The 15306-nt window shown below is 67.1% G+C and carries 14 protein-coding genes; 10 read left to right on the top strand and 4 right to left on the bottom strand.

Annotation, left to right across the window (positions count from 1 at the left end; translation table 11 throughout):
• Nucleotides 1–9: 9 nt before the first annotated feature.
• Nucleotides 10–909, bottom strand: a complete 900-nt coding sequence (locus tag AC04ME_RS15695; RefSeq protein ID WP_269430353.1) for an HhH-GPD family protein — start codon at nt 907–909, stop codon at nt 10–12.
• 108 nt (nt 910–1017) lie between these two features.
• Here AC04ME_RS15695 and truB point away from each other — a divergent pair, with 108 nt between their 5' ends.
• The 6 genes from truB to AC04ME_RS15665 all read left to right on the top strand — a co-directional run bounded on the left by truB (nt 1018) and on the right by AC04ME_RS15665 (nt 7333).
• On the top strand, nt 1018–1911 hold the full coding sequence (gene truB / locus AC04ME_RS15690; protein WP_042541819.1) for a tRNA pseudouridine(55) synthase TruB: 894 nt from the start codon (nt 1018–1020) through the stop codon (nt 1909–1911).
• The gene (locus tag AC04ME_RS15685) at nt 1908–2276 is read left to right on the top strand and encodes a hypothetical protein (RefSeq protein ID WP_042541818.1); all 369 of its coding nucleotides are present in this window, start codon (nt 1908–1910) and stop codon (nt 2274–2276) included. The genes truB and AC04ME_RS15685 overlap by 4 nt, the downstream gene beginning before the upstream one ends.
• 54 nt (nt 2277–2330) lie before the next feature.
• Nucleotides 2331–2777, top strand: coding sequence for a hypothetical protein (locus AC04ME_RS15680; protein ID WP_235558963.1), 447 nt, complete (start codon nt 2331–2333; stop codon nt 2775–2777).
• Nucleotides 2774–3727 (top strand): bifunctional riboflavin kinase/FAD synthetase, encoded by a 954-nt coding sequence (locus tag AC04ME_RS15675; protein ID WP_042541816.1) that lies wholly within the window; start codon nt 2774–2776, stop codon nt 3725–3727. Before AC04ME_RS15680 ends, AC04ME_RS15675 begins: the two co-directional genes overlap by 4 nt.
• 209 nt (nt 3728–3936) lie before the next feature.
• Nucleotides 3937–6081, top strand: coding sequence for a DEAD/DEAH box helicase (locus AC04ME_RS15670; protein WP_042541815.1), 2145 nt, complete (start codon nt 3937–3939; stop codon nt 6079–6081).
• A gap of 223 nt (nt 6082–6304) precedes the next feature.
• Nucleotides 6305–7333, top strand: coding sequence for an ATP-dependent 6-phosphofructokinase (locus AC04ME_RS15665; protein WP_042541814.1), 1029 nt, complete (start codon nt 6305–6307; stop codon nt 7331–7333).
• A gap of 152 nt (nt 7334–7485) precedes the next feature.
• Here AC04ME_RS15665 and AC04ME_RS15660 read toward each other — a convergent pair whose 3' ends face one another.
• A complete protein-coding gene (locus AC04ME_RS15660) occupies nt 7486–7761 on the bottom strand; it encodes a DUF559 domain-containing protein (RefSeq protein ID WP_475436151.1) in 276 nt (91 codons plus the stop codon).
• 426 nt (nt 7762–8187) lie between these two features.
• Nucleotides 8188–10287, bottom strand: coding sequence for a S9 family peptidase (locus AC04ME_RS15655; RefSeq protein ID WP_475435919.1), 2100 nt, complete (start codon nt 10285–10287; stop codon nt 8188–8190).
• Between the two features lie 159 nt (nt 10288–10446).
• Here AC04ME_RS15655 and AC04ME_RS15650 point away from each other — a divergent pair, with 159 nt between their 5' ends.
• The gene (locus AC04ME_RS15650; protein ID WP_079112662.1) at nt 10447–11811 is read left to right on the top strand and encodes an inorganic phosphate transporter; all 1365 of its coding nucleotides are present in this window, start codon (nt 10447–10449) and stop codon (nt 11809–11811) included.
• Nucleotides 11808–12143, top strand: a complete 336-nt coding sequence (locus tag AC04ME_RS15645) for a peptidase (RefSeq protein ID WP_042541812.1) — start codon at nt 11808–11810, stop codon at nt 12141–12143. Before AC04ME_RS15650 ends, AC04ME_RS15645 begins: the two co-directional genes overlap by 4 nt.
• A gap of 25 nt (nt 12144–12168) precedes the next feature.
• Here AC04ME_RS15645 and AC04ME_RS15640 read toward each other — a convergent pair whose 3' ends face one another.
• Nucleotides 12169–12735, bottom strand: a complete 567-nt coding sequence (locus tag AC04ME_RS15640) for a TetR/AcrR family transcriptional regulator (RefSeq protein WP_309687823.1) — start codon at nt 12733–12735, stop codon at nt 12169–12171.
• A gap of 79 nt (nt 12736–12814) precedes the next feature.
• Here AC04ME_RS15640 and AC04ME_RS15635 point away from each other — a divergent pair, with 79 nt between their 5' ends.
• Both AC04ME_RS15635 and AC04ME_RS15630 read left to right on the top strand, forming a co-directional pair.
• Nucleotides 12815–13729: a phosphodiesterase gene (locus AC04ME_RS15635; RefSeq protein ID WP_311879311.1), complete on the top strand. Its 915-nt coding sequence runs from the start codon at nt 12815–12817 to the stop codon at nt 13727–13729.
• Nucleotides 13730–13822: 93 nt separating this feature from the next.
• Nucleotides 13823–15283 carry an aspartate ammonia-lyase gene (locus AC04ME_RS15630; protein ID WP_042541809.1) on the top strand — a complete coding sequence of 487 codons (1461 nt, stop codon included), beginning with the start codon at nt 13823–13825 and terminating at the stop codon, nt 15281–15283.
• Nucleotides 15284–15306 lie beyond the last annotated feature (23 nt).

The raw sequence follows: 15306 nt of genomic DNA, 5'->3' as shown, positions 1-15306 counted from the left end.
CCGTCGGAGTCAGCGGGGGAGCGACAGCATCTCGCCATCGGCCTCGGCGAGGCCGTCGGCGATGAGGGAGTCGATCGCACGGTCGCGCTGAAGAGGATCCGGCCACTCGGCGAGCACGGAGTCGATCAGGACCGCGTCAGGTGCAGCGGCTCGCAGGATCCGCAGCACGGCGCCTCTCGCCTGACGGTCAGAGCCCTCGAAGGTCGCTTGGCGCCTCCGGGTGTCACCGGTGTCCGGCCGCCCTGCAGCCACCCACGCGCACACGCCGACCAAGGGACAGATCTCGCAGCGCGGCGACCGCGCCGTGCAGATGGTGGCGCCCAGCTCCATCGCCGCGGCGTTGAACACGGCGGATTCGGCGACATCCGCGGGGAGCAGCGAATCCATGAGCTCGAGATCGCGGCGCGAGGGCGGGCCCGGCTGCGCCTGGCCGAGGATCGCGCGTGCCATCACGCGACGAGTGTTGGTGTCGACGACGGGGTGTCGGTCGCCGTATGCGAAGACGGCCACAGCTCTGGCCGTGTAGTCGCCGATTCCCGAGAGCTTCAGCAGCGCATCCACGTCTTTGGGCACGACGCCCCCGTGTCGCTCCGTGATCTCGACGGCAGCGCGGTGCAGCCACAGGGCGCGGCGGGGATAGCCGAGATTGGCCCACTGCTGGAGCACATCGGAGGTCGAGGCGGCAGCCATCGCCGCGGGGGTGGGCCACCTGTCGAGCCACGCCTCGAGGTGCGGTATCACCCGGTTGACCGGTGTCTGCTGCAGCATGAACTCGCTGACCAGCGTGCCCCAGGCGCCGAAGTCCTCATGGAATCGAGGGCGCCTCCACGGCAGATCTCGTGCTGCGCCCCGATACCAGTCCGCAAGAGGCAGAGACACCGCGGAGGCGGGAAGCGATGTCGAGGGCACCCCGACAGCCTAGGCGAACCGGGATACTGGCGGGAGTCGAGGGCAGGTGGCGGCGCGAGCGAGGCGGAACGTGCGGTGGAGCATTCAGACGCATCGTAGGCTTGAGAGATGGTCTCGCCCGGCATCCTTCTCGTCGACAAACCAGCTGGACTGACCAGCCACGACGTCGTCGCACGCACCAGGCGTGCGCTCGGCACCCGCAAGGTCGGGCATGCGGGAACCCTCGACCCCATGGCCACCGGTCTGCTCGTGATCGGGGTCGAAGGCGCGACGCGACTGCTCACGTACATCGTGGGAGCCGACAAGACCTACGAGGCCACGATCCGACTCGGGCAGACGACCGGCACGGACGACGCCGACGGTGAGATCCTGACGCGGGCCTCTGCCGAGTCATGGGATTCGGTGACCCCCGAGCGAGTGTCCGCCGGGATCAGGGAGCTCACCGGTGCGATCTCCCAGGTGCCGAGCTCGGTGTCGGCTATCAAGGTCGATGGACGCCGCGCATACGACCGCGTGCGCGCCGGGGAGGAGGTCGTGCTGGCCGCCCGCGACGTCACGGTCTCGCGCTTCGATCTCATCGCCGAGCGCTCCGGCGACGGGTTCCTGGATCTCGACGTCGTCGTCGACTGCTCCTCCGGCACCTACATCCGCTCGCTCGCTCGAGACCTGGGCACAGCGCTCGGAGTCGGCGGGCACCTGACGGCGCTGCGGCGCTCACGCGTGGGGGACTTCGACGTCACGGATGCCGTGGCGGTCGACGATGTCGTGGAGACGGCGCTGCTCACCCCGGCCGCCGCGGCCGCCAGGGTCCTCGACCCGCTGTCGGTGTCGGCCGAGGAAGCGAGAGATCTTCGTCACGGCAAGAGGCTCATGGGACAGGCCGATCGGCTGACCGGCTCTCTGGCGGCCGCGATCGACGAGGAGGGCGTCCTCGTCGGCGTCGTCGAGAGACGCGGTGCTGACCTCAAGAGCGCCATGAACATGCCGGAGGCACCCAGATGATCCTCTGGTTGACCATCGCTCAGGTGGCGGTCGCGACCGCGGCGGGGCTGTTCTGCGTCGTCCTCGGTCTGGCCGGCCGGCGTCCGAGCGACTACACCGTCGGCGCGCTCGCCCTGGTCGAGCTGCTCCTCGTCGTCCAGGTCGTGGCCGCAATCGCGGCACCGTTGACCGGAAACCCTCCGACGGGCGACCTGCTCGAGTACTGGGTCTATCTCGTCTCCGCTGTGCTGCTGCCCATCGGCGCGGTGCTGTGGGCGCTGATGGAGAGGAGTCGCTGGAGCACAGTGATCCTCGGTGTGGCCGCTCTCGCCGTGGCGATCATGGTGTGGCGCATGCACGTCATCTGGACCGTTCAGGTGGCCTGAGCCGGTCGGGAGCGCATCCGCCTCTTCCCGCCCGGATCTAGAATGGAGGACGCTATGAGCACCACCGTTCCCACCTCCCGCATGACCGGCATCGGCCGTGTCCTCGTGATCGTCTATGCCGTGATGGCGCTGGCGGCCACCGGCCGAAGCTTCGTGCAGATCTTCCGACAGTTCGACGAGGCGCCTCTCGCGTACTCCCTCTCGGCCCTCGCGGCTGTCGTGTACATCCTCGCCACGTTGGCGCTCGTTCTCGCGAGCCGACGCGGCTGGTACGCGGTGGCGTGGGTGGCGATCGTCTTCGAGCTCGCCGGAGTCCTGGTGGTCGGCGCTCTGAGCATCTTCTTCCCCGACCTGTTCCCGCACGACACGGTCTGGTCGATGTTCGGGCGAGGCTACCTGTTCATCCCGCTGGTGCTGCCGATCTTCGGCATCTGGTGGCTGCGCACGCACAGGCCGACGCGAGAGACTCGATCTGTTCTCCACGCCGAGGCCAGCGCATGATCGTCTTCCGTGACCCGAGCGAAGTGCCGGACGGCTTCGGCCCCTCCGCCGTGGCCATCGGAAAGTTCGACGGCGTGCACGCCGGTCACCGCGCGGTGATCCGGCGTCTGAAGGAGATCGCGGCGCAGTCGGGAGTCCGCGCCGTCGCCGTCACCTTCGACCGCAACCCACTCGCGGTGCTTCGACCGGATCGCTGCCCCGAGAACGTGGTCACGGTCGAGCGCAAGCTGGAGCTGCTGGGAGAACTCGGGCTCGACGCCACACTGCTTCTGACGTTCGACGAAGAACTCGCGGCGCGCAGCGCCGAAGACTTCGTGGCCAGCATCCTGACCGGTGCACTGCATGTGTCCACCGTCCTCGTCGGCAGGGACTTCCGGTTCGGTCGAGGCGGGGCAGGAGACCCCGAGCTCCTCAGAGAACTCGGGCCGAGGTACGGATTCACGGTCGAGGTCGTCGACGACGTGTTCCTCGACGGATCCGACCGTCGCGTCTCGTCCACGTGGATCCGTGAACTGCTGATGGCCGGCGATGTCACCGCGGCCGCCCGCGTGCTCGACCGCAACGTCGACGTGCGCGGCGAGGTGGTGCACGGACTCAAACGCGGACGCGAACTCGGTTTTCCCACCGCGAATCTCTCGGCTTCGGTCGATTCGTTCGTCCCCGCCGACGGGGTGTACGCCGGATGGCTCGTCGATCACGAGACGGGGTTCAGGCATCGGGCAGCCATCTCGGTGGGCACCAACCCCACCTTCGACGACGTTCTCGAGCGGCAGGTCGAGGCGCACGTGATCGGCGAGACCGATCTCGATCTGTACGGTCACGACGTGACCGTCGAGTTCGTCGAGCGTCTGCGCGGCATGGTCGCGTTCGAGGGGATCGAGAAGCTGAAGGCGCAGATGGCCGCCGACGTGACGGATGCCGAGAGCGTGCTGTCGCGCAGCTCCAGCTGAACTCCGGTCGAACTCTGCGTGTCCTGATCTGCGTCGCTCAGGTCGCATGGCATAGAATGGGCCTCGGTGGTCCTTGATCCTCGCGCGTCATTCGCTCGTAGACGATCACCGGAAATACTGTTCGTACGGTCCTGGCTCACGCCACACGCGGACACCGAGAACGGCCGACGCATCCCACGGATGCTCCGGCCTTCACGCTCAGGAGGAGCATGCCGACCACGGCAACCGCCGCAACACGGCGCAAGAAGACGTCTCGTCGCGACGATGAGGCACCCCTCATCCCGATCCTCGCCCGCAAGGTGCGTGAGATCGAGGCGAAGTCGCAGCGGGGAAAGCTCGGACCCACGAACCGGGTCAAGTTCCAGGTCATCGCGTTCCTGGTGCGTGAAGAGCGCGCACGAGTCAAGGCCGATCCTGAGATCGCGGATGCCGCCCGCGCCGAGCTGCTCAAGCGGCTCGACGGCGTGGCGACGATCCTTGCGAAGACGGCAGCGCGCGACACTTCGCTGATCCAGCTTCTCGAGGCCGATCAGGCGACCTCGCCTGTTGCGAAGCGCATGCGACGCGACTGGCTGCTCGAGTCGGGAGCGGAACTCGCTCCCGAAGAGCTCATCATCGCGGACGTCGCTCCCGTGCAGACGCCGATGGTGTCCGCGGGGATCCCCGAGCGTCAGGTCACACCGCCCTCCGTCGAGGCGCGCCAGCTGGCGAATCCGTTCCTCGCCCCCGATCTCACCCCGCGCGCCGCCACGACTCCGCGTCGACGCCTGGACGGCTGGGAGCTCATGGGCCCCCTGTACAAGGCGTTCGAGACCGGAGCCGGGGGAGGAGCCGCGAGCATGGACCTGCCGCCGGCCCCCGAGTACGACCACCTCTCTCCCAAGGGCCTCGAGGTCATGGTGCACCAGTCGCGCTTCCTCGAAGCGGTGCGCGAAGGACACAGGAGCTTCCTGCTCGCCGACGAACCGGGCCTCGGCAAGACCGCGCAGTCGGTGCTGGCCGCATCCGTCGCCGGCGCCTACCCGCTGCTCGTCGTCGTGCCCAACGTCGTGAAGATGAACTGGGCGCGAGAGGTCGAGCGGTGGACCCCGCAGCGCAGGGCGACCGTGATCCAGGGCGACGGCACCGACATCGACGCGTTCGCCGACGTGTTCATCGTGAACTACGAGATCCTCGACCGTCACATGTCGTGGCTCGCCTCGATCGGTCTTCGCGGCATGGTCGTCGACGAGGCGCACTTCATCAAGAACCTCAGCTCGCAGCGTTCGCAGAACGTGCTGTCGCTGGCGAACCGCGTGCGCGAGCGCACTCCGGGTGGCAAGCCCCTGATGCTCGCGCTCACAGGCACACCGCTCATCAACGACGTCGAGGACTTCGACGCGATCTGGCGCTTCCTCGGCTGGACCACAGGCGAGAAGCCGGGCCCGGAGCTGATGGAGAAGCTCGACGCGACCGGCTTCACCCCCGCCGACAAGGCGTTCTACCCGGAGGCCCGCGAAGCGGTGATCTCGATGGGGATCGTCCGGCGCAAGAAGAAGGACGTCGCAGCCGATCTGCCCGACAAGCTCATCGCGGACCTCCCGGTGCAGCTGGATGACGAGTTCGGCCGCGGCATCCGTCAGGCCGAGCGCGAGCTGGGCGAGCGGCTCGCCGCCCGCTACCGGCGGATCATCGAGGCGCGAGGGGATCGCGGACTCGCACCGGGCGAGATCGACCAGGACATCGTGCGCCTGGTCGCTCAGAACGAGCTCGAGGAGTCGAAGGCCGCAGGCACCGGTGGGGACAACGTCTTCACCATGGTGCGCCGCATCGGACAGGCGAAGGCGCATCTGGCGGCCGACTATGCGGCCCAGCTCCAGCGCTCCGTGGGCAAGGTCGTGTTCTTCGCGAAGCACATCGACGTGATGGATCAGGCCGAGGCGCACTTCGCCTCCGCCGGCATCCGGTCGGTCTCGATCCGCGGCGACCAGACCTCGACCGTCCGTCAGCAGGCGATCGACGACTTCAACAGCGACCCCGCCGTGGGTATCGCGGTGTGCTCGTTGACCGCTGCCGGTGTCGGTCTGAACCTGCAGGCGGCGTCGAACGTGGTCTTGGCGGAGCTGTCGTGGACCGCGGCCGAGCAGACGCAGGCGATCGACCGGGTGCACCGCATCGGTCAGGACGAGCCGGTGACCGCCTGGCGGATCATCGCGGCGCACACCATCGACGCGAAGATCGCAGAGCTCATCGATCAGAAGCAGGGTCTCGCGGCCCGTGCGCTCGACGGCGAGGCACTCGACGAGGCTGCCGCCGAGCCCGTGCAGCTGGGCGCTCTCATGCATCTGCTCCGGGAGGCGCTCGGAGCCGTGTGACACACGCTTGATTCCATGGAGATCGGCGTTAAGAACTTCGGTTCTTGACGCCGATTTCTGGTGTTCGGTGACATGTTCGCTCATTTCTCGCTGATCGTCTCGAATCGCCGGCAAGATCCCCGGTTTTCATCGTCTCGAATGGCGCCCGGTCGGCTCGGAGCGCTAGTGTCGATCGCAGGCATCGTCGCCTGTTCCCCCTTCCCCTGAACCGTCTGAGGCAAGCATGAAGATCGGCATTCTGACGAGCGGTGGCGACTGCCCCGGACTCAACGCGGTCATCCGCGGCATCGTGCTCAAGGGCACCACCACCTACGACCTCGAGTTCGTCGGCATCCGTGACGGCTGGCGCGGCGTGGTCGACGGCGACTTCTTCCCCCTCACCCGACACGAGGTGAAGGGTCTGTCGAAGGTCGGCGGCACGATTCTGGGCACCAGTCGCACGAACCCCTACGAGGGTGAGCGCGGTGGCGCCGAGAACATCGCCAAGACGCTGTACGGGCACAAGATCGACGGCATCATCGCGATCGGCGGCGAGGGCACTCTCGCAGCAGCCGACCGCCTCGCCAAGGACGGCATCAACGTCATCGGTGTGCCGAAGACGATCGACAACGACCTTCGCGCCACGGACTACTCATTCGGTTTCGACACGGCCGTCAACATCGCCACGGACGCGATGGACCGCCTGCGCACCACGGGAGACTCGCACCAGCGCTGCATGGTCGCGGAGGTCATGGGTCGTCACGTCGGCTGGATCGCTCTGCACGCGGGCATGGCGGCGGGCGCGCACGCCATCTGCATCCCCGAGGTGCCGATGTCCATCGATGACATCACCGCTCTCGTCTCCAGCGCGCATGACCGTGGTCGTGCACCGCTCGTGGTCGTCTCCGAGGGGTTCAAGCTGCTCGGCATGGACGAGGCTTACAGCGACAAGGGCCTCGATGCCTTCAACCGCCCTCGTCTCGGCGGCATCGGCGATCAGCTCGCTCCCGCGATCGAGCGCATCACGGGCATCGAGACCCGAGCGACGATCCTCGGACACATCCAGCGAGGCGGATCACCGTCCGCGTTCGACCGTGTGCTCGCGACCCGCCTCGGACTCCACGCGGCCGACGCGATCGTCGAGAAGGCATGGGGCCAGATGGTCGCGATGCAGGGCACCGACATCGTCCGCGTCCCGTTCGCAGAGGCACTGGGCGAGCTGAACACGGTTCCCCGCAGCCGCTACGACGAGGCTGCAGCGCTCTTCGGCTGAGACCGAAGCAGGCGGTGCCGTCGGCATCCGCCTGCTCTCGGCACCCCGCACGGGTGTAGGGCGAGAACAGGGCTACCGACGCGAATCAGGAGGATTCCGACTGAACTCTCCTGATCTCAGGCGGTCGTCCTGAACCCAGTTGGTGACGCCAGTCATCCCCGACGATGCAACTGCTGGGCGATCACCGCACGCACCATGTTCAGGACCAGTTGTGGTTGGAAAATCACCTGGTGACAGTCGAGTCGGAGCACGGCGTAACCGCGCAAGCGCAATCGAGCGTCTGCCTCGATGTCGCGCCGTCGATCCTGGGCGCTGCTGTGATGGGCGAATCCGTCCAACTGGACCGCGAGGCGATCACCGATCAGGGCATCCAGCGGGTGCCCGTCGACCCACACCTGCTGGACGACGACCACCCCGATCGAGCGCATCAGGATGACGAAGTGGGTCTCGAGCCCGGAATCGGACAGGACGTCAGCAACCGCAGCGATGCGTGATGCCCGCGCACTGCGCCATTCGATGCGATCCAAGATCGGCGGAGCCGCAGCATCCGCCCGGAGTCGACAGCCGAGGCGACAGCGTGTCTGCTGAATCCAGCCGCGTAGATCTCCGTCGTGTGTGCGGCTCCGTCGCGCTCGCGAAGCCAGTCCTCCAGTCGCATGCAGTCACTCTGCAGCCGCACGCCCTCTGGTGGGACCCGGCAGCTCTGATGTGAATCGAATCGGATCAATCGCCGAATGTGCAGGAGTGAGTGCGGCTGTCGGAAGCAGGAGAACAGCGCGAGATCAGGCTGATGCTGTGTGGTGCGTCCTGATCTCAGCCGGTCGCCCTGAACTCAGATCACCGAGTGTCGAGCGTCACTCCGAGGCGAGGCCCACCGTGTCGAGGATCCAGGCGAGCTCGAAGGCGCGCTCCTTCCACGAGTTGTAGCGACCACTGACACCGCCGTGACCGGCGACCATCTCGCATTTGAGCAGAGCGTCGGATGCTCCGGCGACGCGCAGGGCGGCGATCCACTTCGCGGGCTCGACGTAGAGGACTCGGGTGTCGTTGAGCGAGGTCACCGCCAGGATCCGCGGATAGTCCACTCCGTCCCGCACGTTCTCGTACGGCGAGTACGACTTCATGTACTCGTAGACGTCGGCACCGTGCAGCGGGTCGCCCCACTCGTCCCACTCGATCACCGTCAGGGGGAGCGAGGGGTCGAGGATCGTCGTGAGCGCGTCGACGAACGGCACAGCCGCCAGGACTCCGGCGAAGAGCTCGGGGGCGAGGTTCGTCACGGCTCCCATGAGGAGCCCGCCGGCGCTTCCGCCCTCGGCGACGAGGCGCTCAGGAGACGTCACTCCCTGCTCGATGAGGTGCTCGGCGCACGCGACGAAGTCGGTGAAGGTGTTGCGCTTGTTCAGCAGCTTGCCGTCCTCGTACCATTGCCGACCCATCTCACCGCCGCCGCGGACGTGCGCCACGGCGAAGACGATTCCTCGGTCGAGCTCTGAGAGCCGCGCGACCGAGAAGCCGGGATCGATCGAGTGCTCGTACGATCCGTAGCCGTAGAGGTGCACAGGTCGCACTTCCGAGCCCGGCTCGCCGAACGAGCGCTTCCAGACGAGAGAGATGGGCACCCGGGTGCCGTCCGATGCCGTCGCCCAGTCGCGCTTCTGCCCGTAGTCGAGAGGGTCGTACCCGCCGAGCACGGCGACCTGCTTGCGCAGGTGCAGTTCCCGAGTGGCGAGATCCAGCTCGTAGACGGTCCCCGGGGTCACGAACGACGTGTAGCCGAGCCGGAGGAACGGCGAGTGCCACTCCGGGTTGCCGCTGACGCCGGCCGAATAGAGCGGCTCGTCGAAGACGATGTCGTTCACCGCGTCGGTCGCGTAGTCGAGCAGCCCGACACGCTCGAGCCCCTCGCGGCGGTACTCCACCGTCGCGAAATCGCGGAACGCATCCATCCCGAGCAACCGGCGTCCCGGTTCATGCGCGAGGACCACATGACGGTCTCCCTGCGGGTCGGATGCCGGCACCGAGGCGAGCTCGAAGTCCAGCGCGTCGTCGTTGTGCAGGATGTAGAGGCGGTCCTCGCCGTCGACCACGGCGTGCTCGAGGGAGTACTCGACGCCCTCACGGCGCGGCCAGACGATCTGAGGTGCGGCGGTCAGATCGCCCTCGAGATCGACGAGATACTCCTCGCTGGTGATGCTCGATCCGACAGCGATCACGAGGTACCTGCGGCTGCGGGTGATGCCGGCTCCGAGCCAGTACTTCTCGTCGGGCTCGTGAAAGAGCCTCACGTCGTCCGCGACCGGGGTGCCGAGGCGATGCAGCCACAGCGTGTCAGGACGCCACGCGTCATCGCGGGTCGTGTAGAGGATCCCGGTTCCGTCAGGTGTGAAGAACGCGCCACCGGTGTCGGGGATCTCATCGGGGAGAGTCTCTCCGGTGATGAGGTCGCGCACATGCACCGTATAGAGCTCGTCTCCCTCGAAATCCGTCGCCCAGAGCAGCTTCGTCGCATCGTCCGAGGTGTCGAACGCGCCGAGCGAGAAGAACTCGTGCCCTTCGGCTTCGACGTTGCCGTCGAGCAGCACGGCCTCGCCGGGCACTGCAACGCCAGGTTCCAGCACCGGGGGAGTCCAGTCGTCCTCGGCAGCCGCGGTCCGGCAGTGGATGCCGTACTGCGCGCCCTCCTCGGTGCGGCTGTAGTACCACCAGTTCCCGCGACGCGTCGGCACGGAGAGGTCGGTCTCCTGCACGCGGCCCTTGATCTCGTGGAAGAGCGTGTCGCGCAGATCCGCCAGGTGTGCGAGCTCGTGCTCGGTGTGGGCGTTCTCGGCCTCGAGATGTGCGATCACCTCGGAGGAGTCCTTCTCGCGGAGCCATTCGTAGGGATCATCGAATGTGTCGCCGTGGTGCGTGCGGAGGGTCGAGCGGCGGTCTGCGATCGGGGCATCAGTCACGAGTTCCACGCTAGCCCAGGTCGAGTTGACCGGTACCCGAGAGGGTGGGAGGATCTACCGGGGCCGGTTAACGGAAGTAAAACCCACGGTGAACTCTTCGTTCGTCACGTCGATCCCGTCGACACCTCTCCTTTCTTCCTCAACGACCGAAAGCGAACGGTGGAAACCGCAGCCCTCATCGTCGTGCTGGTTATCGCGCTGGCACTCTTCTTCGACTTCACCAACGGGTTTCACGACACGGCCAACGCGATGGCGACCCCCATCGCGACGGGCGCACTCAAGCCCAAGACAGCGGTCCTTCTCGCGGCGGTGCTGAACCTCGTCGGCGCGTTCCTCTCGACCGAGGTCTCCAAGACCGTGTCGCACGGGATCATCCGCGAGGACACCATCCAGGGCGACGTGTTCCTCCCGATGATCTTCGCCGGTCTCATCGGCGCCATCACCTGGAACATGCTGACCTGGCTCCTGGGTCTGCCCTCGAGCTCGTCCCACGCGCTCTTCGGCGGTCTCATCGGAGCGACGCTGGTCGGCGTCGGGGTCGGCGGCATCGACTTCGGCATGGTGCTGTCGAAGATCATCCTTCCGGCACTCATCGCCCCGCTGACGGCCGGCATCATCGCGTTCGCGGCGACCAAGCTCGCGTACTCGATCACCCGGCGCTACGACGGCAAGCCCGACGGGCGGGACGGTTTCCGCTGGGGTCAGATCTTCACGTCATCGCTGGTGGCCCTCGCGCACGGCACGAACGACGCCCAGAAGACGATGGGCGTGATCACCCTCGCGCTCATCACGGTCGGCTGGCAGAACAGCGAGCAGGCGGACCCGTATCTCTGGGTCATCATCGCCTGTGCGGTCACGATCGCTCTCGGAACGTATCTCGGAGGGTGGCGGATCATCCGCACGCTCGGCAAGGGCCTGACCGAGGTCAAGCCCGCGCAGGGCTTCTCGGCGGAGAGCTCGACAGCCGCGACCATCCTCGCCTCCAGCGCCTTCGGCTTCGCTCTGTCGACCACGCAGGTGGCATCGGGTTCGGTCATCGGCTCGGGCCTCGGCCGTCGGGGGTCGACGGTTCGCTGGCGGACCGCCGGTCGAATCGCCATCGGCTGGCTCCTCACACTTCCGGCGGCAGGTGCCGTCGGCGCTCTCGCGGCCCTGCTGATCACATGGCTCGGACTCTGGGGCATCGCGATCGACACCGTCCTCGCACTCGCCGTGATCATCGGCCTGTTCCTGCGCTCACGCAAAGATGCAGTGACCTCGGCGAACGCGATGAGCGACGTCGCCGAGTCGGGGCTCGCGATCGAGCACCCGGACACGACGCCGCCCACGCGCAGGCAGCAGCGGATCATCGAGGCCAAGGCCGAGGCGAAGGCCCGCGCAGAGGCGCGAGAAAAGGCCAAGGCCAAGGCCAGATCGGATGCGAAGGCGAAAGCTGCGGCGAAGGCCGCGAAGAAGGCGCCGAAGACGGGCGTCGTGACGCAGACGGACAACCCGGAGAAGACGAACAGCGAGGAGTCGAAGTGAGTGTCGGCATCGACTGGGGCGCATTCGTCCAGGTGTTCCTCGCCGCTCTGATCGGCGCCTGCGCCGTGGTGACGTTCTACGCGTTCGGTCTGCGTCTGCTGGTCCGCAGCGGACACGCGCCGGTCGTGAGTCCGGCGGAGTTCACCGACGCCATCACCGTGATCTCTGAGAAGGAGCTCAAGCGGGCGGCGAAGCAGGCCGCCAAGGCGGCGAAGAAGAGTCCTCTCACCGAGGCGCAGCGACGCATCGCGCTGTACGGCGCCTACGGGTGCTTCGCGCTGTGTGCGGTGGCCGTGGTGGCCGGCATCCTGATCATCGTCGTCGGGCACTGACCGGAGTGTCCGGCGGCGTCCGGATTCAGCGCAGAAGGCCGGTGACGAGGTCGTCCACGATCTCGTCGGTCGACGTGTCGGGATCGATCGGAGACGTCAGCCGATCGAGCAGAAGCCCGTCGATCGCGTAGTGGAACAGCGCGATCTCGCGTCGGCCGCCGGGAAGCCCCGCTGCCGTGTTGAACGCGACATCCGCATCGAAGCCCGCTCGCTGCCATGCCCCCAGGAGGGCGGCCAGCTCGGGGCGACGGCTGCTTTCGAGCCTCAGCTCGAACAGCGCCAGCGTGACGTCGCGGTCGTCGGTCAGACGACGCACGATGTCTCTGACGTAGTCGGCGAAGAGCTCCCTGCTCGGCTGTTCGGATGATCGGCGGGCGAGGTCATCGTCGCTGGGGGCGAGACGTTCGCCGATCCGCTCGACGAGGCCCTCGATGAGCGCATCCCGACTGCGGAAGTAGTTCGAGGTGGTGCCCACCGGCACGCCGGCCACCGTGTCGACGGCGCGGTGCGTGAGCCCGCGAGAACCGTCCGTCGCCAGGACGCTCAGCCCCGCATCCGCGATGTTCCGTCGCCTCGTCTCGTTCTTCGCCATCCGAGCACACTATCGCGACTACTACAGCTGCCGTGGAGGTGTCATGGTCCGATGTCGCCGTGCGGCCTAGGCTGAGACCATGCCAGTGCCTTCCGACAGCGAGTTCGTCTTCGGTCGCCATGATCCCGCGAGTCACGTCATCATCCACGTGAGCGACCCGCACTTCCTGGCGAACGGCGTGCGGCTCGGCGGACGCTTCGACGTCGAGTCGAACTTCGCCCGCACTCTCGAGGCGATCAGGGCTGTGCATCCGCACCCGGCGGCGATCGTCATCACCGGAGACCTGGCGGATCTGGGGGAGCCGGACGCGTATCGCCGGCTCCGTCGTGCAGTGGAGCCCGTCGCGCAAGAGCTGGCGGCGCCGATCGTGTGGGTGGCAGGCAACCACGATGAGCGCCCGGCCCTGCGAGAGGGGCTGCTCGATCTGCCTCCGACCCAGGAGCCGGTGACGGGGGTATGGGACCTCGACGGGCTGAGACTGATCGCGCTCGACACGAGTGTGCCGGGGTGGCATCACGGTGACCTGGACGCCGGTCAGCTCTCGTGGTTGGGGGAGATCCTGAGTGAACCGGCGCCGCACGGCACTCTGCTCGCGATGCACCACCCGCCGCTGCCGAGCCACCTGCCGCTCTTCGACATCCTCGAGCTGCGGCACCAGGACGAACTGGCGGCGGTCATCCGCGATACGGACGTGCGCGGCATCCTGGCCGGTCACCTGCACTACTCCTCGCACGGCACGTTCGCGGGCGTGCCGGTCAGCGTGGCTTCGGCGACCTGCTACACCATGAATGTCGCGCGCCCTGCCGCCGACGTGAACGGCATGGATGCCGCACAGGCCTTCCAGATCGTGCATGTGCGTCCTGAGACGATCACCCACACCGTGGTGCCCGTGACGGACGCGCCGACCGGAGATCACTTCTCGCTGGAATGGCTCGAGAGGATGGCGCGACTCAGCCCCGACGAACGACTCGAGGCCTTCTCGCGCAAACGCTGACCCGCCGTCGTATCCCTGGCGGCGCATGCACGCAGGCGTAGACTGGGAGCATCCCCCGCACCACACACTCGCCACTACCCACAAGGATGTGACATGGCTTCTGCCGCGCCTGCCCCCACCCGCACCGAGACCGACTCTCTCGGGAGCATGGAGATTCCCGCCGACGCGTACTGGGGGATCCACACTGCCCGCGCCGACGCGAACTTCCCGATCACGAAGCGCCCGATCTCGGTCTATCCCGACCTCGTCGTCGCGCTGGCCATGGTCAAGCAGGCCAGCGCCAGGGCCAACCGCGAGATCGGGGTCCTCGACCCCGAGCGCGCCGATCTGATCGACCGGGCCGCTCAGCGTGTGATCGACGGCGAGTTCCACGACCAGTTCACCGTCGGGGTGATCCAGGGCGGCGCCGGCACCTCGACGAACATGAACGCCAACGAGGTCATCACCAACATCGCGCTCGAGCTCGCCGGGCGTGAGAAGGGCGACTACGCGTTCCTGTCGCCTATCGATCACACCAACCGCAGCCAGTCGACCAACGACGTCTACCCGACCGCTGTCAAGATCGGTCTGTCGCTGACGCTCCGGTCATTGCTCGAAGAGCTCGATCTGCTGCGCATCTCGTTCCTGCACAAGTCGCATGAGTTCCACGACGTGCTCAAGGTCGGACGCACCCAGCTGCAGGACGCTGTGCCGATGACTCTGGGCCAGGAGTTCCACGGCTTCGCCTCGACCCTCGGCTACGACCACACGCGCCTCACCGAGAACGCGTCACTGATGTTCGAGATCAACATGGGCGCCACGGCCATCGGCACGGGCATCACGACCCACTCCGACTACGCGCCCGCCGTGCTGAAGCACCTGCGCGAGATCACCGAGCTCGACCTGGTCACCTCCGCCGACCTCGTCGAGGCGACGAGCGACACCGGTTCGTTCATGTCCTTCTCCTCGACGCTGAAGCGCAACGCGATGAAGCTGTCGAAGATCTGCAACGACCTGCGACTGCTGTCGTCCGGTCCGCAGGCGGGCTTCGGCGAGATCAACCTGCCCGCCATGCAGGCTGGTTCCAGCATCATGCCCGGCAAGGTGAACCCGGTGATCCCGGAGGTCGTCAACCAGGTGGCGTTCGCGGTCGCGGGTGCGGACATGACGGTGACGATGGCAGCCGAGGCGGGGCAGCTTCAGCTCAACGCGTTCGAGCCCGTGATCGCTCACTCGATCTTCCAGTCGATCACCTGGATGCGCCAGGCGATGTGGACGCTGCGCGTCAACTGCGTCGACGGCATCACGGCGAACCGCGATCGTCTCGGCGCCATGGTCGGCGCCTCGGTCGGCGTCATCACCGCTCTCACGCCGTTCATCGGATACGCTGCCGCGGCTGCTCTGGCCAAGACCGCGCTCCTGACCAACCGGAACGTGGCCGACCTGGTCGTCGAGGCCGGCTTGATGTCGCGCGAAGAGGTCATCAAGCAGCTGTCGCCCGCGCGTCTGTCCGGACTCGAGGCGATCACCGCTGCGATTCCGGTGATCTCGTCCGAGGACCTCATCGAGATCTGATCTGCGAGAAGGGGCCCCGGCGC

The organism is Microbacterium sp. LjRoot205, from assembly GCF_056175745.1.
The sequence above is the reverse complement of the archived record's forward strand: the minus strand, read 5'-3'. Positions and strand labels throughout refer to the sequence as shown.

Excerpts from the sequence above, each read along its gene's own strand:
- truB (WP_042541819.1), top strand. The coding sequence starts at position 1,018 with ATGGTCTCGCCCGGCATCCTTCTCGTCGACAAACCAGCTGGACTGACC.
- AC04ME_RS15685 (WP_042541818.1), top strand. The coding sequence starts at position 1,908 with ATGATCCTCTGGTTGACCATCGCTCAGGTGGCGGTCGCGACCGCGGCG.
- AC04ME_RS15680 (WP_235558963.1), top strand. The coding sequence starts at position 2,331 with ATGAGCACCACCGTTCCCACCTCCCGCATGACCGGCATCGGCCGTGTC.
- AC04ME_RS15675 (WP_042541816.1), top strand. The coding sequence starts at position 2,774 with ATGATCGTCTTCCGTGACCCGAGCGAAGTGCCGGACGGCTTCGGCCCC.
- AC04ME_RS15670 (WP_042541815.1), top strand. The coding sequence starts at position 3,937 with ATGCCGACCACGGCAACCGCCGCAACACGGCGCAAGAAGACGTCTCGT.
- AC04ME_RS15665 (WP_042541814.1), top strand. The coding sequence starts at position 6,305 with ATGAAGATCGGCATTCTGACGAGCGGTGGCGACTGCCCCGGACTCAAC.
- AC04ME_RS15660 (WP_475436151.1), bottom strand. The coding sequence starts at position 7,761 with ATGCGCTCGATCGGGGTGGTCGTCGTCCAGCAGGTGTGGGTCGACGGG.
- AC04ME_RS15640 (WP_309687823.1), bottom strand. The coding sequence starts at position 12,735 with ATGGCGAAGAACGAGACGAGGCGACGGAACATCGCGGATGCGGGGCTG.
- AC04ME_RS15635 (WP_311879311.1), top strand. The coding sequence starts at position 12,815 with ATGCCAGTGCCTTCCGACAGCGAGTTCGTCTTCGGTCGCCATGATCCC.
- AC04ME_RS15630 (WP_042541809.1), top strand. The coding sequence starts at position 13,823 with ATGGCTTCTGCCGCGCCTGCCCCCACCCGCACCGAGACCGACTCTCTC.